Origin of the sequence: Simiduia sp. 21SJ11W-1, assembly GCF_024138675.1 — a bacterium.
Classification (GTDB): Bacteria; Pseudomonadota; Gammaproteobacteria; order Pseudomonadales; family Cellvibrionaceae; genus Simiduia.
This window is the reverse complement of sequence record NZ_CP090959.1, coordinates 3246285-3267500: the sequence shown is the minus strand read 5'-3', so window position 1 is coordinate 3267500 and position 21216 is coordinate 3246285. Positions and strand designations below refer to the sequence as shown.

19 protein-coding genes and 2 rRNA genes (1 of these 21 cut by a window edge) are annotated in these 21216 nt (G+C 54.3%); 10 read left to right on the top strand and 11 right to left on the bottom strand.

Translation table 11 applies throughout. From position 1 onward, the window contains the following. From L1F30_RS14295 to rimI, 7 genes are all read left to right on the top strand, one after another. Positions 1-1333, top strand: a 23S ribosomal RNA gene (locus L1F30_RS14295) (it extends 1553 nt beyond the left edge of the window). A gap of 321 nt (positions 1334-1654) precedes the next feature. Continuing rightward, positions 1655-1770: ribosomal RNA gene (gene rrf / locus L1F30_RS14290) — 5S ribosomal RNA — on the top strand. 824 nt (positions 1771-2594) lie between these two features. After that, positions 2595-3083 (top strand): glutathione peroxidase, encoded by a 489-nt coding sequence (locus L1F30_RS14285; RefSeq protein ID WP_253357083.1) that lies wholly within the window; start codon positions 2595-2597, stop codon positions 3081-3083. Next, on the top strand, positions 3076-3519 hold the full coding sequence (locus L1F30_RS14280) for a MarR family winged helix-turn-helix transcriptional regulator (protein ID WP_305879910.1): 444 nt from the start codon (positions 3076-3078) through the stop codon (positions 3517-3519). The genes L1F30_RS14285 and L1F30_RS14280 overlap by 8 nt, the downstream gene beginning before the upstream one ends. Before the next feature lie 280 nt (positions 3520-3799). Next, positions 3800-5344, top strand: a complete 1545-nt coding sequence (locus L1F30_RS14275) for a 2-isopropylmalate synthase (protein ID WP_253357081.1) — start codon at positions 3800-3802, stop codon at positions 5342-5344. A gap of 11 nt (positions 5345-5355) precedes the next feature. After that, positions 5356-6156 carry a hypothetical protein gene (locus L1F30_RS14270; RefSeq protein ID WP_253357079.1) on the top strand — a complete coding sequence of 267 codons (801 nt, stop codon included), beginning with the start codon at positions 5356-5358 and terminating at the stop codon, positions 6154-6156. A gap of 40 nt (positions 6157-6196) precedes the next feature. Continuing rightward, a complete protein-coding gene (rimI, locus tag L1F30_RS14265; protein ID WP_253357077.1) occupies positions 6197-6649 on the top strand; it encodes a ribosomal protein S18-alanine N-acetyltransferase in 453 nt (150 codons plus the stop codon). An 8-nt stretch (positions 6650-6657) separates the two neighbouring features. Here rimI and L1F30_RS14260 read toward each other — a convergent pair whose 3' ends face one another. Further along, on the bottom strand, positions 6658-7182 hold the full coding sequence (locus L1F30_RS14260) for a response regulator transcription factor (RefSeq protein ID WP_253357075.1): 525 nt from the start codon (positions 7180-7182) through the stop codon (positions 6658-6660). Then, positions 7179-8492, bottom strand: coding sequence for an ATP-binding protein (locus L1F30_RS14255; protein WP_253357073.1), 1314 nt, complete (start codon positions 8490-8492; stop codon positions 7179-7181). The genes L1F30_RS14260 and L1F30_RS14255 overlap by 4 nt, the downstream gene beginning before the upstream one ends. Positions 8493-8622: 130 nt before the next feature. Here L1F30_RS14255 and L1F30_RS14250 point away from each other — a divergent pair, with 130 nt between their 5' ends. Then, positions 8623-9969, top strand: coding sequence for an MATE family efflux transporter (locus L1F30_RS14250; RefSeq protein ID WP_253357071.1), 1347 nt, complete (start codon positions 8623-8625; stop codon positions 9967-9969). Between the two features lie 95 nt (positions 9970-10064). Here the strand turns inward: L1F30_RS14250 and L1F30_RS14245 are convergent, their stop codons facing one another. From L1F30_RS14245 to L1F30_RS14210, 8 genes are all read right to left on the bottom strand, one after another. Beyond that, a complete protein-coding gene (locus tag L1F30_RS14245) occupies positions 10065-10847 on the bottom strand; it encodes an SDR family NAD(P)-dependent oxidoreductase (protein WP_253357069.1) in 783 nt (260 codons plus the stop codon). 9 nt (positions 10848-10856) lie between these two features. Continuing rightward, the gene (locus tag L1F30_RS14240; protein ID WP_253357067.1) at positions 10857-11624 is read right to left on the bottom strand and encodes an SDR family oxidoreductase; all 768 of its coding nucleotides are present in this window, start codon (positions 11622-11624) and stop codon (positions 10857-10859) included. A 35-nt stretch (positions 11625-11659) separates the two neighbouring features. Further along, entirely contained in the window at positions 11660-12634 is a 975-nt protein-coding gene (locus L1F30_RS14235) for an NADPH:quinone oxidoreductase family protein (protein ID WP_253357065.1), read from the bottom strand. Positions 12635-12670: 36 nt separating this feature from the next. Beyond that, positions 12671-13720 (bottom strand): phosphotransferase family protein, encoded by a 1050-nt coding sequence (locus tag L1F30_RS14230; protein WP_253357063.1) that lies wholly within the window; start codon positions 13718-13720, stop codon positions 12671-12673. 17 nt (positions 13721-13737) lie between these two features. Beyond that, entirely contained in the window at positions 13738-14949 is a 1212-nt protein-coding gene (locus tag L1F30_RS14225; protein WP_253357061.1) for an acyl-CoA dehydrogenase family protein, read from the bottom strand. Between the two features lie 10 nt (positions 14950-14959). Beyond that, the gene (locus tag L1F30_RS14220; RefSeq protein WP_253357059.1) at positions 14960-15637 is read right to left on the bottom strand and encodes a histidine phosphatase family protein; all 678 of its coding nucleotides are present in this window, start codon (positions 15635-15637) and stop codon (positions 14960-14962) included. A 130-nt stretch (positions 15638-15767) separates the two neighbouring features. Next, positions 15768-16187, bottom strand: coding sequence for a MaoC family dehydratase (locus L1F30_RS14215; RefSeq protein WP_371922665.1), 420 nt, complete (start codon positions 16185-16187; stop codon positions 15768-15770). Between the two features lie 92 nt (positions 16188-16279). Then, entirely contained in the window at positions 16280-18076 is a 1797-nt protein-coding gene (locus tag L1F30_RS14210) for an acyl-CoA dehydrogenase (protein WP_253357054.1), read from the bottom strand. A gap of 224 nt (positions 18077-18300) precedes the next feature. Between L1F30_RS14210 and L1F30_RS14205 the strand changes: the two genes are divergently transcribed. Together L1F30_RS14205 and L1F30_RS14200 are read left to right on the top strand one after the other, a co-directional pair. Further along, entirely contained in the window at positions 18301-19437 is a 1137-nt protein-coding gene (locus tag L1F30_RS14205; RefSeq protein ID WP_253357052.1) for a CaiB/BaiF CoA-transferase family protein, read from the top strand. Between the two features lie 26 nt (positions 19438-19463). Continuing rightward, positions 19464-20258: a hypothetical protein gene (locus L1F30_RS14200; protein WP_253357050.1), complete on the top strand. Its 795-nt coding sequence runs from the start codon at positions 19464-19466 to the stop codon at positions 20256-20258. Here L1F30_RS14200 and rlmF read toward each other — a convergent pair. Beyond that, positions 20255-21202, bottom strand: coding sequence for a 23S rRNA (adenine(1618)-N(6))-methyltransferase RlmF (rlmF, locus tag L1F30_RS14195; protein ID WP_253357048.1), 948 nt, complete (start codon positions 21200-21202; stop codon positions 20255-20257). The genes L1F30_RS14200 and rlmF overlap by 4 nt on opposite strands. Positions 21203-21216: the final 14 nt, after the last annotated feature.

Genomic DNA, 21216 nt, shown 5'->3' with positions numbered 1-21216 from the left:
AAAAGCTTCTAAGCTTCAGGTAACAAAGAACCGTACTGTAAACCGACACAGGTGATCAGGTAGAGAATACCAAGGCGCTTGAGAGAACTCGGGTGAAGGAACTAGGCAAAATAGCACCGTAACTTCGGGAGAAGGTGCACCACTGACGGTGAAGGGCTTGCCCCGTAAGCTGTTGGTGGTCGAAGTAACCAGGCCGCTGCAACTGTTTATTAAAAACACAGCACTCTGCAAACACGTAAGTGGACGTATAGGGTGTGACGCCTGCCCGGTGCCGGAAGGTTAATTGATGGGGTTAGCTTATGCGAAGCTCTTGATCGAAGCCCCGGTAAACGGCGGCCGTAACTATAACGGTCCTAAGGTAGCGAAATTCCTTGTCGGGTAAGTTCCGACCTGCACGAATGGCGTAATGATGGCGGCGCTGTCTCCACCCGAGACTCAGTGAAATTGAAATCGCTGTTAAGATGCAGTGTACCCGCGGCTAGACGGAAAGACCCCGTGAACCTTTACTGTAGCTTTGCACTGAACTTTGAACCTATTTGTGTAGGATAGGTGGGAGGCTTTGAAACCATGACGCTAGTTGTGGTGGAGCCGTCCTTGAAATACCACCCTGGTATGTTTGAGGTTCTAACGTCGGCCCGTTATCCGGGTTGCGGACAGTGCATGGTGGGCAGTTTGACTGGGGCGGTCTCCTCCCAAAGAGTAACGGAGGAGCACGAAGGTTGGCTAATCCTGGTCGGAAATCAGGAGGTTAGTGTAATGGCACAAGCCAGCTTGACTGCGAGACTGACACGTCGAGCAGGTACGAAAGTAGGTCATAGTGATCCGGTGGTTCTGTATGGAAGGGCCATCGCTCAACGGATAAAAGGTACTCCGGGGATAACAGGCTGATACCGCCCAAGAGTTCACATCGACGGCGGTGTTTGGCACCTCGATGTCGGCTCATCACATCCTGGGGCTGAAGCCGGTCCCAAGGGTATGGCTGTTCGCCATTTAAAGTGGTACGCGAGCTGGGTTTAGAACGTCGTGAGACAGTTCGGTCCCTATCTGCCGTGGGCGTTGGAGAATTGAGAAGAGCTGCTCCTAGTACGAGAGGACCGGAGTGGACGAACCTCTGGTGTTCCGGTTGTCATGCCAATGGCATTGCCGGGTAGCTACGTTCGGACGGGATAACCGCTGAAAGCATCTAAGCGGGAAGCCTCCTTCAAGATAAGTTCTCCCTGAGACTTTAAGTCTCCTAAAGAGCCGTTGAAGACTACGACGTTGATAGGCGGGATGTGGAAGTGCTGCGAGGCATTGAGCTAACCCGTACTAATTGCTCGTGAGGCTTGACCATATAACAGAAACGATTGTGTTGACTGACACGAAAGTCTGTTTGATTGGCCAACGATCTGAAGAAATACGTAACAGCCGAAAGGCAAAGCAAATGAAGTTGAACACGTGTGTTGACCACCGTTCATCCAGCAAAGATTACAACTTGATCACGGTAATAGCTCCTGCATTACCCTGATTCCCTCCGGTCGCTCACGGCATCCATGCCTAGCGCGACACTTGTACGTCCTGAACGGCGTCCTTGGAGGTCATTTACCACCCTATTTGGTTCAGTGAAGAGGCCCTGATAACTCAGGTAAGACCAGCCACAGACCAAACCAGTTTGCTTGACGACCATAGCGAGTTGGAACCACCTGATCCCATTCCGAACTCAGTAGTGAAACGACTTAGCGCCGATGGTAGTGTGGGGTTTCCCCATGCGAGAGTAGGACATCGTCAAGCTTCTAAATTAAAACGCCCTGTAGGTTATCCTGCAGGGCGTTTTTCTTTGTCTGGGATGTAGGTGGGCAATGTCCTACTCCCACCTGGGGAAAGTCGGAGTGCCGCACCACCCTCTCTTTACCTGGCCGAATAATGCTCCTGCATGTTCGGCATTCCCGCCATCCTTGGCGGTCATGGGGCCGCTCCGCGGTCCGGCGACCAGCATAGCTGGCCGCGCGAGCCAGCGCAGGTTGCTGGTCGCAACCTAAACGCGCCCGGGTGGCCGTCCCGTCTCGCCCCCATGCGAGCGTAGGGTGAGCCATGGTCGGAATGCCGCATCACGCGCAGCGACGCAAACCGAAGTGTCGGACCATATGCATTGGGTCGGGCCGGCGACAGCCTGTCGTCAAGCTTCTAAATTAAACGCCCTGTAGGTGATCACTCGCCCTTCCCCGAGCTCGGCCTTCGGCCAGCTAACGCTGCGCTAATCGGCTCCTGGCCGATTAGTCCTGCAGGGCGTTATTCTTTGCCTGAGATTAAGCTGAGCGATGCTCTCAGTCCGACTGATGCGGCAATCCGGCATCGGCTCAAGTCTCATGTCGCAGGTCTGGATAAAGTTGATGAGCGCAATCTGCATGTACGTCGATTGGAATTCCTATCGCGGCAACACACTTTTTGTGTGGCGTGCCAGCTCGAAAACTCCCAACCGGGAATTTGTTCATTCGCCATATTGCAATATCGGTACGTCTCTATAGGTACAGCTAATAAAGTGCATAGAGAAATATTGCTGGCTATAAAATTGTGCGCAATATAAATTAAGGCCTCATTTATGGAGGCTATAAACAATGTCGGATCTATACAGTTTTAAAGCGAATTCCCTTGCAGGTGAAGAGCAGTCCCTTGAGGGCTTGAAAGGCAAGGTGGTATTGATTGTGAATACTGCCAGCAAGTGCGGTTTTACACCCCAATATCAGGGCCTTGAAGCCCTTTATAAGGAATACAAGGATCAGGGCTTTGAGGTTTTGGGTTTCCCATGTAACCAGTTTGGCAAGCAGGAGCCTGGTGATAGTGGGGAAATCAGCGAGTTCTGTGAACTTAACTATGGCGTAACTTTCCCGCTGTACGAAAAAGTTGATGTAAACGGTGATGACGCGCACCCGCTGTTTTCATGGTTGAAAAGCGCAGCCCCCGGGGTGTTTGGGACCGAGGCGATTAAGTGGAACTTCACTAAGTTTCTGGTGGGCAAAGATGGCCGTGTGTTAAAGCGTTACGCACCCAAGGATAAACCCGAGGCGTTGGCGAAAGATATCGAAGCGGCTTTACAAAATGCCTGATTCTTCTGATGCCCTGCTGATTCAGCTGGATCAGCAGCTGTGCTTCAAGCTCTATGCGGCAAGCCGGCTCATGATAAAGGCCTATCGCCCGCTACTCGAGAATATGGGCGTAACCTACCCGCAATACCTGGTATTGATAGTACTTTGGGAGGCAGCCAGGCCCATGAGTGTAGGGGAATTAGGCGAAAGGCTGCTGCTTGATTCCGGTACGCTCACCCCGTTACTGAAACGGCTCGCCACACAGGGCTTGGTAAGTAGGGAGCGGGGCCAAGCAGACGAACGTCAGGTTTGGGTGTCTACAACCGAGCAAGGCCGTGCGCTTCAACATGTTGCAATTGGCTGGTTAAAACATGCCGTGGGACGCCTGGATGCTCCTGACCTGGACGTAGGCTTGTTAAAAGACCAGTTGGCGAAGTTGCTGGCACAGCTTGGTTAGGATGTTTGTCTCGTTATGCGGCAATTAGTAGGTTTTGCTTACGAATAAAGGGGGTTATTGTTTAAAGGTTAGGTTGAATATCCTAAATTGCCTTGCGGTAATTCAAGTGAGCGCTTAGAATCCGGTGAAACCTCATTGGAGTAGACCTCGTGTCTCGGTTGCCATTACACCTCCGACTTACCACCTCACTAGCCGCCATCTGAGCCGCTAGTGCTTTTGGGCGTTCCTCGCCTAACCCCTGACTTCGTCCACATTTAAAAGCAAAACATTAGGAAATATCATGAGCAGCGATCGCTTGATCATTTTTGATACAACGTTACGCGACGGCGAGCAAAGCCCCGGCGCCTCTATGACCAAAGCCGAAAAAATCCGTATCGCGAAAATGCTAGAGATGCTCAAGGTGGATGTGATTGAGGCGGGTTTTGCTATCGCAAGCCCCGGTGATTTCGAATCCGTAAAGGCGGTGGCAGATACCATTAAAGATTCCACCATCTGCAGCCTGGCGCGTGCAGTAGATGCCGATATTGATCGCGCCGGTGAAGCGCTCAAAGGCGCAGCTAGCGGGCGTATTCATACGTTTATCGCCACCTCGCCTATTCACATGAAGTACAAGCTTCAAATGACACCTGATCAGGTGGTTGAGCGGGCGGTTCACGCCGTAAAGCGGGCCAGAAATCTGGTGGCCGATGTTGAGTTTTCGTTGGAAGATGCAAGCCGCTCTGAGTTCGACTTTATGTGTCGGATCATTGAAGCCGTTATTGACGCAGGTGCGTCCACCATTAACCTGCCAGACACCGTAGGCTATGGCGAGCCGCAGGAATTTGGTGAAATGTTTAGCCGTTTAATCGCAGCGGTACCCAATGCTGAAAAGGCCATTTTTTCTGCTCATTGTCATAACGACCTGGGCCTGGCCGTCGCCAATTCCTTAAGTGCCGTGCGCCATGGTGCGCGCCAGGTGGAGTGCACCATTAATGGCTTGGGTGAGCGAGCGGGTAATGCATCACTCGAAGAAATTGTGATGGCCATTCGCACCCGTAAAGACATCATGGGGGTAGATACCCGCATTGATGCCACTCATATAGTGCCCACCTCGCGCTTGGTGGCCAGTGTTACCGGCTTCCCCGTGCAACCGAACAAGGCCATCGTGGGCGCCAATGCGTTTGCCCATGAATCGGGTATTCACCAAGACGGTGTGTTAAAGCACCGTGAAACCTACGAGATCATGCGGGCAGAAGATGTGGGCTGGAATACCAATAAGCTGGTATTGGGTAAGCACTCGGGGCGGGCGGCAGTGAAATCCCGTTTGGATGCGCTCGGCATTACCTTTGAATCTCAGGCAGCCTTCGATGAAGCCTTCGGCCGTTTTAAGGTGTTGGCCGATAAAAAGCACGAAATCTTCGATGAAGATCTGCAGGCATTGGTACTGGATGCGCGTGATGATGCGCCCAAGTATTACCGCTTTAGCGCCCTTGATGTGTGTTGCCGCACGGGTGTGGTTCCCAATGCAAATATTACTTTGGAAGTAAATGGTGAAGCTGTGCAGTCTGCCGCTGAGGGCAGTGGTGCGGTAGATGCCACCTTTAAAGCCATTGAATCCATTGCGCAAAGTGGTACAGAGCTCAAACTCTACTCGGTAAACGCCATAACTCAGGGCACCGAGGCCCAGGGCGAGGTGACGGTGCGCCTGTCGCGTAATGGCCAAATCGTGAACGGTACCGGTGCAGATATCGATATAGTGATTGCCTCTGCTAAAGCCTATGTGGATGCGTTAAACTTGCTGGCTGACGACAAACACAAAGAGCACCCTCAACGCGAGGGCGTTTAACCGAGGCCTGAATGCACGAGCTTGCCAGACAGCACTACCTTGATGCCATGGGTATTCATACCTACATGCCAAGGTTGGTGCTGCCGGTTGCTCCCATACCGGTGCAGTGTGATCTGAGCGGGCTGGTATCAGATGCCCCGGCTGAGATACCCGCCCCACCGGCAGAGCAGAGCTTGGCACAAACCCGCCCACAGGGCGTACAAGGTGAGCCGACGGCAGCAACAGAGCCAGGTGCTAAGTCGGCTGATGAAATTCTGGCCAGCATGGGGGCCTTGTCTGCGCCCACCACTAAAACCTCCAGCAAGCCTGCACCAAAGTTAAAGGCTGCCCGCGCCGAGGCCGCGGCGCACTTTGCGGTGTCTTTATGGCAGTTTGCCGGCCTCATAGTGATGGCCGACAGGCATGCCGAGCAGGCGTTACCGGTAAACCTATTGCTGAAAAATATTTTGGTGGCACTCGGGCGTACCCGCGACAAAACTGATGCCCCGGAAGTGCTGAAATGGCCCATAGAGGGCTTGCCTATTGCGCAGGCCGGGCCTGCGTTAACTTACTTCGGCTCCATCATTTCTGCGCGCAGGCTGCCTGAGCAGGCAACCACACTCTTGTGCTTTGGGGAAACCATAGCCAAGCAGTTGCTGCCGGATGTGACCGTTGATAGTGCGAATGTCGGCGAGGGCAGCTTTTCGCTGGGTGATGACGACACAGTGCCCGCCATTGTGCTGCCTTCACTGGAAAGTATTTTGCAAAACCCCGCACTTAAACCCGCCGTGTGGGCGGCCATTAGGCCTCTGCGCCAAGTGACGCACTCCTAGCCACTCTTACCCATTCCCATTGCCCCTTCGGCTTCAGCCTATGAACAGCACGCCTGCAACACTCAAGTTGTTAATTCCTGCAGACCTGGACGCCGTAATGGATATTGAAACCATTGCGCATTCGCACCCTTGGAAGCGGCAAAACATGGACGATAGCCTGGCGGGCCATCACCGGTGTGTGGGGGCGTTTGTGGGTGAAGAGCTACGTGGTTTCTACGTGGCGTCTGCAGCTGGTGGCGATGCCGAGCTGTTGGACATTGCCGTGCACCCTATGCATCGCGGCCAAGGCCTGGCGGTACAGCTGATGGACGATTTGATGGGCTGGGCTGAAAAAAAGGCAGAAACTTTATTTTTAGAAGTGCGCGTAAGTAACTCACGTGCGATAGCGCTATACCAGGCGTATGAATTTATCGAGGTGGGTGAAAGGCCAAATTATTACCCCACAGTAAATGGAAAAGAGCACGCGTTGATTATGGCAAGGTATTTACGCTAGCGCTCATGCTATTGCTGTACCGGCCGCTTGGCCAACTTACGTTGCAGCGTACGCCTGTGCATGTTGAGTGCGCGCGCGGTTGCCGAAATATTTCCACCGTTTTCTTGCAGTACGCGCTGAATGTGCTCCCACTCAAGGCGGTTTACCGAGGGCGGTTGCTGTGGAATGTCGGGTGTGTGATTGCTATCGAAGGCCTTTAAAATTTCATCGGCACTGGCGGGTTTCGGTAAATAATTGAGCGCGCCTGCTTTTATGGCGTCGATTGCCGTGGCGATACTGGCAAAGCCCGTAAGCATTAGAATTTCACACTCGGGTTGTAAACCAATGAGCGTGCGGATGGCCTGCAACCCGTTGTCTTCACCAATTTTTAAATCAATCACTGCCCTGTTTACCCGGTGGCGGGTGAGCTGCTCGGTCATGGCTGCAATAGTGTGGCATTGCAGGCACGTGAAATGTCGCCGTTGCAGCGCGCGCGCCAGCGTTTGGCAAAATACGGGATCGTCATCAAGTATTAGGAAATCGATTTCGTTCATGCAGTCTTCGGACTTAACTGTTTGGGGTTGTCGCCAGGTGTATTGACCAGCAACAAAATAATGCGTGTTATCTTGCCTTGCTCTGTGTCTATAAGCTGCAATTTTCCGCCGTGGCGCTCAATTGTACTGTTCGACAGAAACACCCCAAGCCCCAGCCCTCCGTTGCGTGCGCTATTGAAGGGTTGGCCCCAGCGTGCCCGCACTGTGTCATCAAGTGCGGGGCCATCATCCTGGATATCTATCTGCAAGCACTGGCGCTCACTATCGGACTTAGCGTATAGCCCCACATGGCTTTGGCTGTGCTGTGCCGCGTTACTTAGCAGGTTAATCAGAGATTGGGCGAGGGTAGGGTCTTGGTATAGCTGTACTTGGGAGTCTACCGCAGTAATGTCTGATTGCAGTTGCGCCCTCGGGTTAATCAGGGCCCATTGAGCCAGTGTTTCATGCAGCCAGCGCTGCGCATTATAAGGTTTGGGTGCAAGCCGCTCGGTTGATCCGGCTGTTTCGCGCAGCCGTGCGAGCGTGGCTTGGCATAAATTAATTTGCTGGGCGATTGTGGCTACTTCGGGTTGTAAATCTTCGGGCAGTTCTGCCTGTTGTAGCTCGTCAATGGCTATTTTTATGGAGCCCAGGGGGGTGCTCAACTCGTGTGCGGTGCCTGCAGTGAGGGTGGCGATAGTGGTGAGCTGCTCGGCGTGCAGTACTTGTTCGCGTTGGGCTTGAAGCAGTTGCTGTTGTAGTCGCAGTTGGTAGGCAATGCGGCTCACAAACGCCGAAATAATCACTGCGCTTAATATGAAATTTAACCACATGCCGTAAATATGCAAGGAGTTACCCTGGCCGTGATGGTGATGCGGAGCAAGGCTATCTACAGGAATATATTGGCCAAGTAGCCACCAATAGCTGAGGATTGCCAAGGCTGCCGTGGCTGCGGTAAGCAGGCGCGGCAACGTCATGGCGCCAATACAGATGGGAATTAACAAATAGGAAACAAACGGATTAGTTGCGCCACCAGTAAAATAAAGCAGCAGGCTAATGCCAACAATATCAACGCACAGTTGGGCCATTAATTCAGCAAGGGTAACTGGGTGGCTTTTACGCAGCCGCCAATGGGTAAGCCCGTTTAGCAGGGCAAAGCCCACAATAATTTGCGCAAGCACCGTGTAGTTCAGGCTCAGGTGCAATAGTTGGTATGCCAGCAGTGTGCTGAGGCTCAATACGCCAAGTAGCCACCAGCGCAGCACAACCAATGTATTAAGGTTGTGCCGAATGCTGTTGGTAGGCTGAAGATCATTATTGTGATGGTTCATGGGTGCATTATACGGCCTTGCCACCAACGGTGCGTCACCTGCGACAATTGGCCGCATAGGCGGGGCCAAGAGCAGAGGTGGCTGGTGTATACTCCTGTGCAAATTCCAAGTTGCAGGCCCTCTATTTTTTATGAACGCGACCAAGGCACCCCAGCTCACTGTCGGCCCGGTTGGCGCCCACCTGCGCGACATGGCGATGCCCATGGTCTGGGGCCTGTTGGCTACCATGTCGTTCAATGCAGTAGACACCTTGTTTGTAGCCCAGCTTGGGCACGAGCCGCTGGCAGCCATGAGTTTCACCTTCCCGGTGGTAATGGTGCTTACCAGTATTGCTATCGGGCTGGGCGCTGGCACTTCATCGGCGGTGGCCCGCGCCATTGGTGCAAACAATCACCACCTGGCACAGCGCATGTCTACCGATGCCATGACCCTCACCTTTATTATCAGTGTGCTTATGTGCGGTGTGGGTTTGTTTACTATTAATCCGCTGTTTACGCTACTCGGTGCAGAGCCGCAGTTGTTGCCGTTAATTCACGACTACATGTGGGTGTGGTATTTCAGCGCGCCCTGCTTGATGGTGCCAATGGTGGGGTTGGCCTCATTGCGTGCCATGGGCCTTGCCCGCATTCAAGGTACGCTGATGATGGCCGCGGCGCTGTTGAACCTGGTGTTGGATCCGCTGCTTATTTTTGGTTTATTTGGTTTTCCTCGCCTGGAGTTGCAAGGTGCGGCCTTGGCGACGCTGATTACCCGCGCACTGAGTTTGCTGGCGGTAATTTATATTTTGCACAACCGCTTGCACATGCTGGTTAACCCTTTTGCGCGTTTAAAAGAGGTTTGGGTTAGCTGGCGGGCAATTTTGCACGTGGGCGTACCGGCCATGATCAACAACATCATTATTCCGCTGGCCAGTGGTGTGGTGGTTTATCTGGTTGCATCCTATGGCACTGTGGCTGTTGCAGGGCTTGGCATTGCTATGCGTATTGAGCCCATAGCACTCATTGTTTTTTATGCGCTTTCCGGCGTGGTTGGCCCTTTTTGCGGGCAAAACCTGGGTGCTGAAAAATACCAGCGCTTGGATGAAACCCTGGCGGTGGTTACGCGCTTCTGCTTGGGCTTTGGCTTGGTATTGGCGCTGCTGCTGTGGGGCATAAGTGAGCCTGTGATTCGCCTGTTTACAGATACCGATGAAGTGGTTGCTGTGGCTAAAAGCTACCTTTTGATTGTGCCGTTGAGTTACGGCGCATATGGATTGGTGATGTCTGTTAATGCCGCTTTTAACGGCGTGGGCCAGCCGATGCCAGGTGTTGCGATTTCATTTTTGCGGGTGCTGGGCTTTTACTTGCCGCTCGCTTGGTTAATGCAGTGGCAGTGGGGGCTTACGGGGCTGTTTGTGGCAACCGGGCTCTGTAATATTTTGGTGGGGCTAGTGGCCTGGGGGTGGCTTAAAAGGCGCTTTGCGCGCATTGCCGCATAACGCCTGCAGTATTCTACTGCTTGCCAACTTAGGGCCGGTAAGGGTGAATACTCGAAACAAAGCCAGTGTATTTACACTGGCTTTTTAATGCCTGCCTACATAGACGATAGGCCGCCATCAACGGCAATGGCTTGGCCTGTCATGAAGGTATTGCCGGGCGAAAGTAGCAGTAACATGGCGTTTACCACTTCAATGGGTTCGGCGATGCGTCGCATGGGCGCGCCGCGTGCCAATGTTGCTTTGGCCTTTTCAAGCCCCCCGGCCATGGAAACCATGTCGGACTCTGTCACCATGGGCGTTGCGGTAAAAAACGGGCAAATCGCGTTGATGCGAATATTGTCTGCGGCCACTTCATAGGCGGCTGTTTTAGTTAGGCCAACCACCGCGTGTTTGGCGGCACTGTATGCACCGCCCAAAGGTGCAGCACCCAAGCCCGCCATAGACGCAACGTTTAAAATTACCCCACTTTTTTGTTTGCGCATGGCGGCAATTTGATGGCGTAACCCGAATTGAACGCCCATCACGTTCACTTGCCACTGTTTATCAAAGGCCTCGTTGCTAAGCGTTTCAATGGGCCCCAATGGGTGGGCGATGCCGGCATTATTAACGGCAATGTCCAGTTGGCCGAAGGTGTCTAGGGCGGCAGTTACCATGGCTTTACAGTGTGTTTCATTGCCAACATCACAGGCCTGTGCAATAACTTTGGTACCGAGTGCTTTAAGTTCGCCGGCCAAGGCCTGCAGGGGTTCGGTTTTAATATCGCCCAGCACCAGGTTTGCTCCGCGTGCTGCCAGCTCCTTTGCGAGCAAGGCGCCAAAGCCTTGGGCGGCGCCCGTGATGATGATGGTTTTGTCAGTAAAATCCAGTAGCTTGTCCATTGTTGCTCCTTAGGCGTTCATGCCGCCGTCTACCACTATGCATTGGCCGGTGGTGTAGCTGCTGGCATCTGATACCAAATAAAGCACGGCGCCGGTCATTTCATCAGGCTCGGCGTGGCGTTTCATGGGAATGCGGGCAATGGCCTGCTGGTAAATACCGTCGTTGGTAAAGAGTGCACCGGCAAATTTGGTTTTGGTAAAGCCCGGCAGCAATGCATTGCAGCGGATGTTGTGCTCGGCACACTCTGCAGCGAAGGCTTGGGTCATATTCACTACCGCGGCTTTGGTGATTGAATAAATGCCCTGCATGGGGCCAGGGTGCAGGGCATTAACCGATGCTGTATTTACAATGGTGCCACCGCCGTTGGCTCTCATGAGTTTGCCTGCTTCAACAGACATAAAAAAGTAACCGCGAATATTTACGTCAACGGTTTTTTGAAAAGCGCCTAAATCGGTATCGAGAATGTGGCCGAAGTAGGGGTTAGCGGCCCCGTTGTTTACCAAAATATCCAGCTTGCCTTGATGTTTTTCACGCAAGAAATCAAAGGTTGCCTGAATGCTTTCCATATTGCCTACATGGCAGGCCCAGGCTTCAGCGCGGCCGCCTTCGGCAACAATTGCGTCTGCGACTTTTTGACAATCTTCTACCTTGCGGCTGGAAACAATTACATGGGCGCCGTAGGCTGCCAGGGTTTTGGCTATGGCCTCACCAATGCCCCGGCTGGCACCACTCACCAGCGCGGTTTTGCCCGTTAAATCAAATAGGTTCTTATTCATAGTTTTCTCGCTAGTTTTTAATTTGTTTTTATATTTCAGGGTGTGAGGATAACTTTGCCAATGACTTTGCGCTCCATAACCTTTTTGAGCGCTTCTTGCACCTGTGCGAGCGGAAAGGTTTGATCCACTTGTACTTTAACCTTGCCCGCCAAATACCAAGCTAATAGCTCTTGCATATTGGCGGCGAAATCTTTGGGCTGCTTTTGGGTGAAGGTGCCCCAAAAAACCCCAACCAGGCTGAAGCCTTTAACAAGGGCCAGATTTGCAGCAAGCGAGGGTATCTGCCCGCTTGCAAAACCCACCACCAAAAGCCGCCCGTTCCAGGCCATGTTACGCGCACAGGCATCAAAAGTTTCACCGCCTACGCATTCGTACACTACGTCTACGCCGCGGCCTTCGGTTAGTGCTTTTAGCGTGTCTTTAAGGTTGTGGGTGGTGTAGTTGATACATTCATCTGCGCCGTGGGCACGGGCGGTGGCCAGTTTTTCCTCACTGGAGCAGGCGGCAATAACCCGTGCGCCCATGGCTTTGCCAATTTGCACGGCGGCCAAGCCCGTGCCGCCGGCGGCGCCGGTTACCAAAAGCGTTTCACCCGGTTGCAGTGCGGCCCGCTGCTTTAATGCGTGGTGGGCGGTGGCGTGAGCGGTAATCAGGCCTGCGGCTTCTGTAAACGGAATTTCCTCAGGCAACGGAATCAGCTGTTGGGCGTTGATCACAAGTTTTTCAGCGTAGCAATTAAGCATTGAGCAGCAAAATACGCGCTGGCCCACCTTTAGATGGCTTACGCCTTCACCCAGGCTTTCAATAATACCGGCGGCCTCAGTGCCCGGGGTAAAGGGCGTGGGGGGGCGCATTTGGTAGAGCCCTTGTACCAGTAGGCCGTCTGGAAAGTTTACCCCAGCGGCCTTTACAGAAATTACCGCTTCACCGGCGCCTGCCTGCGGTTCGGGCATGTCTTCCAGCGCCAGGTTTTCTAGCGGCCCAAAGCTGTTGCATCGAATAGCTTTCATGTAAATCCTTGTGTTGTTGCAGTAAAAAGTGCGGCGCTACTCTTGTAGGCACTGCATGGCAAATTGCGCCAGTGGTTCAACCATTGCGCCTACGGCGGCGGCCTTTTTATTGCTGGCATTGCCCTGGCTTGCACGCTTGGCGACACCTTGGGCGATGGCCGCCAGGCGGAAAAAGCTGAACGATACATAAAACGGCCAGTGGTCTATGCCGTCGAGCCCCGTGCGTTCACAGTATCGGGCCACATAATCGGCCTCGCTGGGGATGCCGAGCGCTTTGGCATCAACACCCAGCAGGCCGCTCATGCTGGTGCGATCGGCGCTGTAGGGCAGGCGCAATTGCATGCACTGGTAGGCCAAATCTGCCAGCGGGTGACCGAGGGTGGAAAGCTCCCAGTCGAGCACGGCAATAATGCGCGAGTTGTCTTTGCTGAACATCAGGTTGTCTAGCCGGTAATCGCCGTGCACCAGCGCCACGCGGCCATCATCGGCGGGCATGGCTTTGGGTAAAGCATCAATTAACTGGTGCATGAGCGGGATGGGCGTTAGTTCGCTGGCGGCATACTGGGTGCTCCAGCGCTCGAGTTGCCGGGCAAAATAGTTACCGGGGCGCCCGTAGTCGCCAAGCCCCGCGCGCTCGATATTTACACTGTGCAGCGTGGCAAGTACGCGGTTCATTTCATCGTACATGGCCGCGCGCTGGTTGTTGTCTGCAGCCTCCGGCAGTGCAGCACCCCAGTAAACCTTGCCGTCGCAGTAAGCCATGACATAAAACATCGAGCCAATCACGCTTGGGTCTTCACACAGGTGAAATACCTTCGCCACCGGCACCGCAGATTCAGCAAGCGCGGCCAGCACCCGGTACTCCCTGTCTACTGCGTGGGCTGACTTTAGCAGCTTGCCCGGTGGTTGACGGCGCAACACATACACGCCCGAAGGTGTGGTGAGTTTAAAGGTGGGGTTAGATTGCCCGCCGCTGAATTTCTCGGCCTGTATCGGGCCTTTAAAACCGGCAATATTCGCTGCCAGGTATTTGCCTAGTTCAGGTAAATTCAACTGGGCAATAGGATCTGATGTTGTTTGGCTCATAGGGCGTCCCTTTGCCGTTATTGTGCGTGGCGTTTGGCGAGGTTGCGGCCCAATTGCATCATGTGCACCTGATCTGGCCCATCGGCCAGGCGCAGGGTGCGCTGGGCGGCGAACATGTGCGCTAAAAATGTATCTTGGCTTACACCCAGTGCGCCGTGAATTTGAATTGCGCGATCGATGACAGCCAGCGCCATGTTGGGCGCTACAATTTTTATCATGGCAATAAGATCTTGTGCGTCTTTGTTACCTGCCTGATCCATTTTCGCGGCAGCTTTTAAGGTGAGCAGGCGGGCCTGCTCTATTTCGCAAGCAGAGCGGGCGATATCTTCGCGCACCGATTGCTGCTTGATCATGGGCTGGCCAAATACGATGCGTTCATTAGCGCGCGCGCACATTAGCTCTAACGCCCGTTGGGCCGCACCCACAGAGCGCATGCAGTGGTGAATGCGCCCTGGCCCCAAACGCCCTTGTGCAACTTCAAAGCCGCGGCCTTCACCCAGAATTAGATTCTCTTTAGGCACGCGCACATTTTCAAACAGCACCTCGGCGTGGCCTTCTGGTGAATCGTTGTAACCGAACACCTTCATGGGGCGCACCACTTTCACGCCAGGGGTATCCATGGGCACGAGTACTTGCGATTGCTGCAGGTAGCGGTTGGTGTTTTCCGGATCTGTTTTGCCCATCACAATCATGATTTTGCATTGCTTGCGGCAGGCACCGGAGATATAAAATTTGCGTCCGTTGATGATGTAGTGGTTGCCGTCGCGGGTAATGCGCGTGGCAATGTTTGTGGCATCGCTAGAGGCCACTTCGGGCTCTGTCATGGCGAAGGCCGAGCGAATCTCACCTTTCATCAGCGGTGTGAGCCACTGGCTTTTTTGGGCATCGCTACCGTACTTGGCCAGCACTTCCATATTGCCGGTATCGGGTGCGCCACAGTTAAACACTTCAGGAGCCCAAATAACCCGGCCCATTTCTTCGGCCAGTGGTGCGTATTCCAGGTTGGTGAGCCCGGGGCTGTATTGGCCGTAACTTTTGGGTAGAAATAAATTCCAAAGGCCTGCCGCGCGGGCTTTTTCTTTGAGGGTTTCCATCAGCGCGGGCGTTTCCCACGGGTGCTCTGCTGCCTCGGCTTCCATTGCGGCTTCGTTAGGGTAGATGTGCTCGGCCATAAAGCTGCGTAGTTGATCCAACAGGGCTTGGGCTTTGGGTGAGTATTCGAAATCCATACTGGGCTCGCTATGAAAAGGTGATTTTGTCTGCGTGCGCTGGGGTATCCAAGTGCGGCAGCGTATTGAAATTATGTAATTGCACCGTGTGTGCGTTGTAAAAGCAGCGGCTGAGGCCGGTGTTAGCCATTTGCAGGTTGAGTGCCACCATGGTGTGGGCCGGAGCGCTTAACAGTTGTGCTGCGGCCATGGCGATGGCACCGCCTGAACTCACAACCAATACCCGCTCACTGTCGGCTGTGGCTTGCAGCGCGCCAAGCCCCTCACTCACCCGCTGCTGAAACGCCTGCCAGGTTTCGGGCAATGGGGTTTCGTCCAGCTGGCCGCTACTCCACGCCAGCAGGCTTTGTTTCAACACAGTGTAGAAGGCCTTGCGCGGGGCATTGGGTGCGGGCCTATGCTCCGGGTGCTGTTGGAGGTATTGGGCCACCAATTGCTCGAAGTCGAATTCGTTCCAGTGTGCCTGTTGGGTGATCGGCAGCGCGCAACCGCTGCCGGCCTGTATGGCGGCGCAGGTTTGCAGGTGGCGCGCCATGTTGCCGGAAACAATGCGATCAAACTGTATGCCCCGGGCTTTGAAGTATTCTCCCAGCAGTTGGCCCTGCTGGGTGCCAAGGGGCGAGAGTTGATCGTAATTGGCCTGCCCGAAAGAGGCCTGGCCGTGGCGTACGAGGTATAGCTCAGACATGGTTTACCTCAGAGATTACAACTGCCCGGCCGGTTGTGGCGGGGAGTAGGTATCCTAGCGCGCCTTAAGGTATCAGAAAAATCAATTATCCTTATCCTCACTGATTAATTTTGGTGATAGTGCCTGGGCGTTATTTCGGTACGCAAAGGCTTAGCCATTCGGCCACCAGGGCAGGCTTTGGTTCACCCTCAATATCAAAGCGCAGGGTTTGGGTAATCAGCCAGCCGGGCGCCTTGGCTGTAGCTGTTGTGGCCTCAGCCACCAGGCGTACCCGTTTGCCAGCACGCACCGGGGCAATGAATCGCAATTTATTGCAGCCGTAGTTGATCAGGGTGTGAGCGCTGGCCAGCTCACCGAGCAGGCTGTAGTTGAGTGCGGGCATTACAGAAAGCACCAGAAACCCGTGCGCAATGGTGCCGCCAAAGGGCGTCTGGCGGGCTGCGGCCTCATCTATGTGAATAAATTGTTTGTCGCCCGTGACGTCTGCAAAGGCGTTGATAGTTGCTTGATCCAGGGTCACCCACGCACTGGTGTGGCTGCCTTGCAGCATGGGTTGCAATGCGGTGGGTACCGCTTGTGTGTCAGCTTGTTTAGGTGCTATTGGCTGCTCGGTTGTCATGGTCATTCCCTTGTGTGTAGTTGTTAAAACCAGGCATCTTGCATTTGGTAGCAGGTGGCATCGTGGCGATCGAGTAAGGCAAGTTGTGCCTCAATGGCGGGCAGCTCCCAGTGCAGGTAATAGCGCGCCGCTTGCAGCTTACCCTGGTAAAAGTCCGCTTCATGTGTGCCGTTGTCAAGCGCCCGGGCCGCCACTAGCGCCTGCTTCAACCACATCCAGCTGACGGTGATGTGGCCAAATACATCCAGGTAAACAGTGGCATTGGCCAGCGCCAGATCCGGTTCTTTTGCAAGCAGGCCCATAAGGTTGTGGGTGGTGCGTTGAAAGGGCGCAAGGTGCTTGGCCAGCACCTCAGCCAGTGGCGCGGTGAGTGAGTGTGCCCGGGCTTGTGAGAGGGTTTGCTCAATGGCTTGGGTAAATAATTGAAAGCCCGCCATGCGTGCCTGGGGCACTTTGCGGCCCAGTAAATCCAGCCCCTGAATGCCTTCGGTGCCTTCATGAATGGGGTTTAAGCGGTTATCTCGCAGGTATTGCTCAACGGGGTATTCGCGCATGTAGCCTGCGCCCCCCAGCACTTGAATGGCGTTATCGTTGGCTTTTAGCCCGTATTTGGAGGGCCAGCTTTTAACCACCGGCGTCAGCAAATCAAGCAGGCTGAGTGCTTCATCGCGCGCAGTTTTACTGGTGCCGGTGCGTGTTTCTTCCACCAGTGAGGATGCATACAGGCACAATGCCAGGCCGCCTTCGGCATAGGCTTTTTGTGCCAGCAGCAGGCGGCGCACATCGGCGTGCTCAATGATGTTCACTTGGGCAGAGCTGGCATCGCGGTTTGAAGGCAGGCGGCCCTGCGGGCGCTGGCGTGCATAGCGCAAGGAGTAGTTGAAACCCTGATAGCCCAAAATTGCGGCGCCGGCCCCCACGCCAATGCGCGCCTCGTTCATCATTTGAAACATGTACTTCAAGCCCTGATGGGGTTCGCCCACCAGGTAGCCGACGGCACCTTGTTTCTCACCAAAATTGAGCACCGTTGAGGTGGTGTTGCGAAAGCCCATTTTGTGCAGCAAGCCGGCCAGCACGACATCGTTGCGCGCCCCCAGGCGCCCATCCTCTTGCACCAGAAATTTCGGCACAATAAATAAGCTGATGCCACCTGCACCGGCGGGCGCGCCTTTGATTTTTGCAAGCACTAGGTGAATGATGTTCTCGGTCAGCGGGTGATCGCCGCCAGAGATATACATTTTATTGCCCACAATGCGGTAGCTACCATCGCTTGTGGGGGTGGCGGTGGTTTTAATGTCGGCCAGCGCCGAGCCTTGGCCCGGCTCTGTAAGTGCCATGGTGCCGCTGGCGCGGCCATCGAGCATGGCGGGTAGGAAGCGTTGCTTTTGCGCATCTGAGCCGAAGGTGTGAATCAAATTGGCGGCGCCAATGGTGAGAAACCCGTAGCCTGCAGTGGCGGTGTTGGCGGCGGTAAAGTAGGCCATGGCCGCACGTAAAATCACTTCGGGCATTTGCAGCCCGCCTTCTTCAAAACTGTGATGGGCGGCCAGAAAACCGGCATCGGCAAAGGCATCCCAGGCGGCTTTGGTCTCGGGGATCAGCGTGACATTTTTACCGTCAAACTGGGGTTCCTGGGCATCACCGCGGGCGTTGTGATTGGCAAAATATTTCTCGGCAACGGTTTTGGCGGTGTTAAGTGTGGCATCAAACACCTCGCGCGAATGTTCGCTATAGCGCTCGCGGCCAAGCAGTGTTTGGGTGTCTAGCAATTCGTAGAGCATAAATGCCAGATCGCGATCGTTCAGCAATGGCGTGTCCATGGGGGCTCCTTATTTGGCCGTGAGTGTGAGAGGGTTATACCGCAGATCTGCGGCAAATGGCTCACTTGGCCGCCTACTTTGGTGGCTGTACATTTTTATCGCAAGGCTTGAGCGCGAATATCATTGCGTGACCTGTGAGTCTGAGCAACACTCGGGCCAAGGCGATACATTGTGCAGGCGCAGGTTTTGCCTACATTAAAATAAATGACGCGTGGAGTTTAGTTATGGGTCCGCTGGCTGGTATTCGCATTATTGAGATGAAAGGCATAGGCCCAGGCCCCTATGCCGGCATGCTGCTGGCCGATTTAGGTGCGGAGGTGATTGTGGTCGAGCGCAGCACCAAGGCCTCTGGCATTGCCCTGCCATCGGCGTTGGATGTGAATTCCCGCGGTAAAAAATCCATTGCGCTTAATTTAAAAACCGAATCGGGCCTGCGCGTGCTAATGCAATTGGTTGGCAATGCCGATGCGCTTATAGAGGGGTTTCGCCCCGGCGTGGCTGAGCGCTTAGGCTTCGGCCCGAGCGCTTGCCTGAAAGTTAACCCCAAACTTGTGTACGGGCGCATGACCGGCTGGGGGCAAACCGGGCCGCTTGCCCACTCCGCCGGCCACGACATCAATTACATTGCGTTGTCCGGCGCGCTGGCAGGTATTGGCGGCAAGGAAAAGCCCGCCATTCCGCTCAATTTAGTGGGCGATTATGCCGGCGGCAGTTTGTTTTTGGTGATGGGTGTGCTGGCTGCATTGCTTGAGGCAGGTAAATCTGGCCAGGGGCAGGTGGTAGACGCCGCCATTACCGAGGGCAGCGCAAGCCTTATGAGCCTGTTTTATTCGCTGGCCAATCTCGGTGCTTGGGCACCGCAGCGCCACAGTAATTTTCTAGATGGTGCCGCCCACTTTTACGACACCTACATCACCGCCGATGACAAATGCATGGCAGTGGGCGCCATTGAGCCTGCATTTTATTCAGCCTTGCTCGCAGGCCTTGCCATTGATGAGGCGTCGCTGCCGGCCCAAAACGATGTGCGTTTTTGGCCGGAGCTTAAAGCAAAGTTTGCCGCTGCCTTTAAAACCAAAACCCGCGCCGCTTGGTGTGAAATATTTGATGGGCGTGATGCCTGTGTGGCACCGGTGTTGGATTACACCGAAGCGCCCGCCCACCCGCACAACATTGCGCGCGAGGCATTTATCGAAATTGCAGGCATTCAACAGCCGGCGCCTGCGCCCAAGTTCAGCAGAAGTGTGTGTACAACGCCTGCGCCGCCCCAGGCTGAGGGGGCTGATACCGAGACGGTGTTGGCCGCGCTTGGGCTCGCGCCCGACGAAATCGCCCGTTTAAAGGCCGAGGGGGGCATTGGCTAGTAGATTATTGTTAAGGAAAAAGTGCGATGAAATATTTTAAATACTGGGTGCAATCCAAGGTGCCTGTTCGCATTGGCAATCGCGATACCCAGATTACGCTGCTGGCAGGCTCCAACATTTCTGCCGAAGATGCCGAGCGCCAAGCCCTGCAACACGCGCAAGATGTTGAGCACAGGGTGCGCACAGGCAAGCGGCGCGAGGATTATCAGGTTCCCATCAAAGAAAAGCTCGTAGAAGTGCTCAATGACGATAACGTGATTACAGTGTGCCGCTACGGCGCCCTGATTCTCAATAGCCGCGAGTACACCATTCTCGACCTAGACGACTACCCGATTGATTTTCTAGATATATTTCGCGGGTTGGGCAAGCTCTCTAAAAAAGAGCGTATTGTTTACAAGTTTGAAGCAAAGATTAAAAAACAGTTGGCTTTTGGGCAGGATTTTCGCATTTATGAAACCGCCAAGGGTATTCGGGTAATCGGCAAAACCTTTGTGGCCCCAGAGCAGCCAAGGTTTACCCGCTGGATGCGCGCGCTGTTTGTGGATTGGCTGTACATTGAAATGTCGAAACGCCAGGGTTGTTATCGGGCGCGGTTAACGCCCAAGCCATTTCGCATGAAAATCAAAACCCTGAAAATACGCTCGCCGCTGGATTGTGATACCCAGGCCTACAAAGAGTGGGCCGCCATGTATGCAGAACGCGCAAAAGATTTTAGCGTAGTGCGCCTGATTAAAACCCTGGGGAGGGATTTTTCCCATGAACCCGTTGTGCGCGCCCACGATCAACTGTGCAATCTGCGTGCAGAAAAGCGGCTGGCCTAAAAGCGCCAGCTGAGTATGCGTGTTTTTTTGTTGCCTTGGTGCATGTTGTGTACTGAAATTTCTTTGGCGCCCAGTTTGCGCAACACTTTTTCCGTGGGTTTGAGGTTGGCTTGATCAGATACCAGGCTTGTGAACAGTTTGCATTGGTCGCTAAAAGTGTGGCTTTCTTTTGCCATTTTCTTTAGAAATAATTTTTCCCCGCCATTGCACCAAAGCTCGTCGGCGGTGCCCCCGAAGTTTAAAGGCGCATTGCCCCGCTGGCCAAGGTTGTGGCGTTTGCGCTGGTTGGCTTTTTTGGCCACCTCGGCCGAGGGGTGAAAGGGCGGGTTGCACATACTCACATCGTAGCTTTCCCCGGGCTTAATAATGCCCTCGAAAATCTGGTGTTTATCTTGCTGGTGCCGTAGTGAAATACGGCCAGCCCACGGGGCGTTTGCCTGCAGAATCTCGCCTACGTTGGCTATTGCCGCCTCGTTAATATCGCAGGCAACAACCTCCCAGCCATACACTTTGGCTGCGAGCAGCGCATAGATGCCATTGAACCCTGTGCCGATATCAAGCAGGCGAATGGCCGGTTGGCTGTTTGTGTGAGCGCGTGCGGCCAGAACGTCGCCGGGTGGTCGGCAGCCCAACAATTCTGCCAGCGTATGCACATAATCGGCCCGCCCGGGAATGGGTGGGCAGAGCGCGCCCGGCGGAATGCGCCAGTGTTGAATGCCGTAGTCGCACGCGAGCAGCGCCTGATTCAGCGCCACGACCGCCGCCGGGTTGCTGTAGTCGATACCCGGATTGCCCTGAGCGTTAGTGTGAATAAAATCCGCAAGCTCCGGCGCGCCTTGGGCGAGTGCTGCAAAGTCATAGCCGTGGGTGTGTATGTTGCGGGGGTGTAGTTGCTTGGGCGCGGTAGGGGGTGTATTGCGATCTTTGGTGTTGGCGGTTTTCACGGTGATCCCGGTAA

Coding starts and splice junctions, on each gene's coding strand:
- L1F30_RS14285 (WP_253357083.1), top strand. CDS start 2,595: ATGTCGGATCTATACAGTTTTAAAGCGAATTCCCTTGCAGGTGAAGAG.
- L1F30_RS14280 (WP_305879910.1), top strand. CDS start 3,076: ATGCCTGATTCTTCTGATGCCCTGCTGATTCAGCTGGATCAGCAGCTG.
- L1F30_RS14275 (WP_253357081.1), top strand. CDS start 3,800: ATGAGCAGCGATCGCTTGATCATTTTTGATACAACGTTACGCGACGGC.
- L1F30_RS14270 (WP_253357079.1), top strand. CDS start 5,356: ATGCACGAGCTTGCCAGACAGCACTACCTTGATGCCATGGGTATTCAT.
- rimI (WP_253357077.1), top strand. CDS start 6,197: ATGAACAGCACGCCTGCAACACTCAAGTTGTTAATTCCTGCAGACCTG.
- L1F30_RS14260 (WP_253357075.1), bottom strand. CDS start 7,182: ATGAACGAAATCGATTTCCTAATACTTGATGACGATCCCGTATTTTGC.
- L1F30_RS14255 (WP_253357073.1), bottom strand. CDS start 8,492: ATGAACCATCACAATAATGATCTTCAGCCTACCAACAGCATTCGGCAC.
- L1F30_RS14250 (WP_253357071.1), top strand. CDS start 8,623: ATGAACGCGACCAAGGCACCCCAGCTCACTGTCGGCCCGGTTGGCGCC.
- L1F30_RS14245 (WP_253357069.1), bottom strand. CDS start 10,847: ATGGACAAGCTACTGGATTTTACTGACAAAACCATCATCATCACGGGC.
- L1F30_RS14240 (WP_253357067.1), bottom strand. CDS start 11,624: ATGAATAAGAACCTATTTGATTTAACGGGCAAAACCGCGCTGGTGAGT.
- L1F30_RS14235 (WP_253357065.1), bottom strand. CDS start 12,634: ATGAAAGCTATTCGATGCAACAGCTTTGGGCCGCTAGAAAACCTGGCG.
- L1F30_RS14230 (WP_253357063.1), bottom strand. CDS start 13,720: ATGAGCCAAACAACATCAGATCCTATTGCCCAGTTGAATTTACCTGAA.
- L1F30_RS14225 (WP_253357061.1), bottom strand. CDS start 14,949: ATGGATTTCGAATACTCACCCAAAGCCCAAGCCCTGTTGGATCAACTA.
- L1F30_RS14220 (WP_253357059.1), bottom strand. CDS start 15,637: ATGTCTGAGCTATACCTCGTACGCCACGGCCAGGCCTCTTTCGGGCAG.
- L1F30_RS14215 (WP_371922665.1), bottom strand. CDS start 16,187: ATGCTGCAAGGCAGCCACACCAGTGCGTGGGTGACCCTGGATCAAGCA.
- L1F30_RS14210 (WP_253357054.1), bottom strand. CDS start 18,076: ATGGACACGCCATTGCTGAACGATCGCGATCTGGCATTTATGCTCTAC.
- L1F30_RS14205 (WP_253357052.1), top strand. CDS start 18,301: ATGGGTCCGCTGGCTGGTATTCGCATTATTGAGATGAAAGGCATAGGC.
- L1F30_RS14200 (WP_253357050.1), top strand. CDS start 19,464: ATGAAATATTTTAAATACTGGGTGCAATCCAAGGTGCCTGTTCGCATT.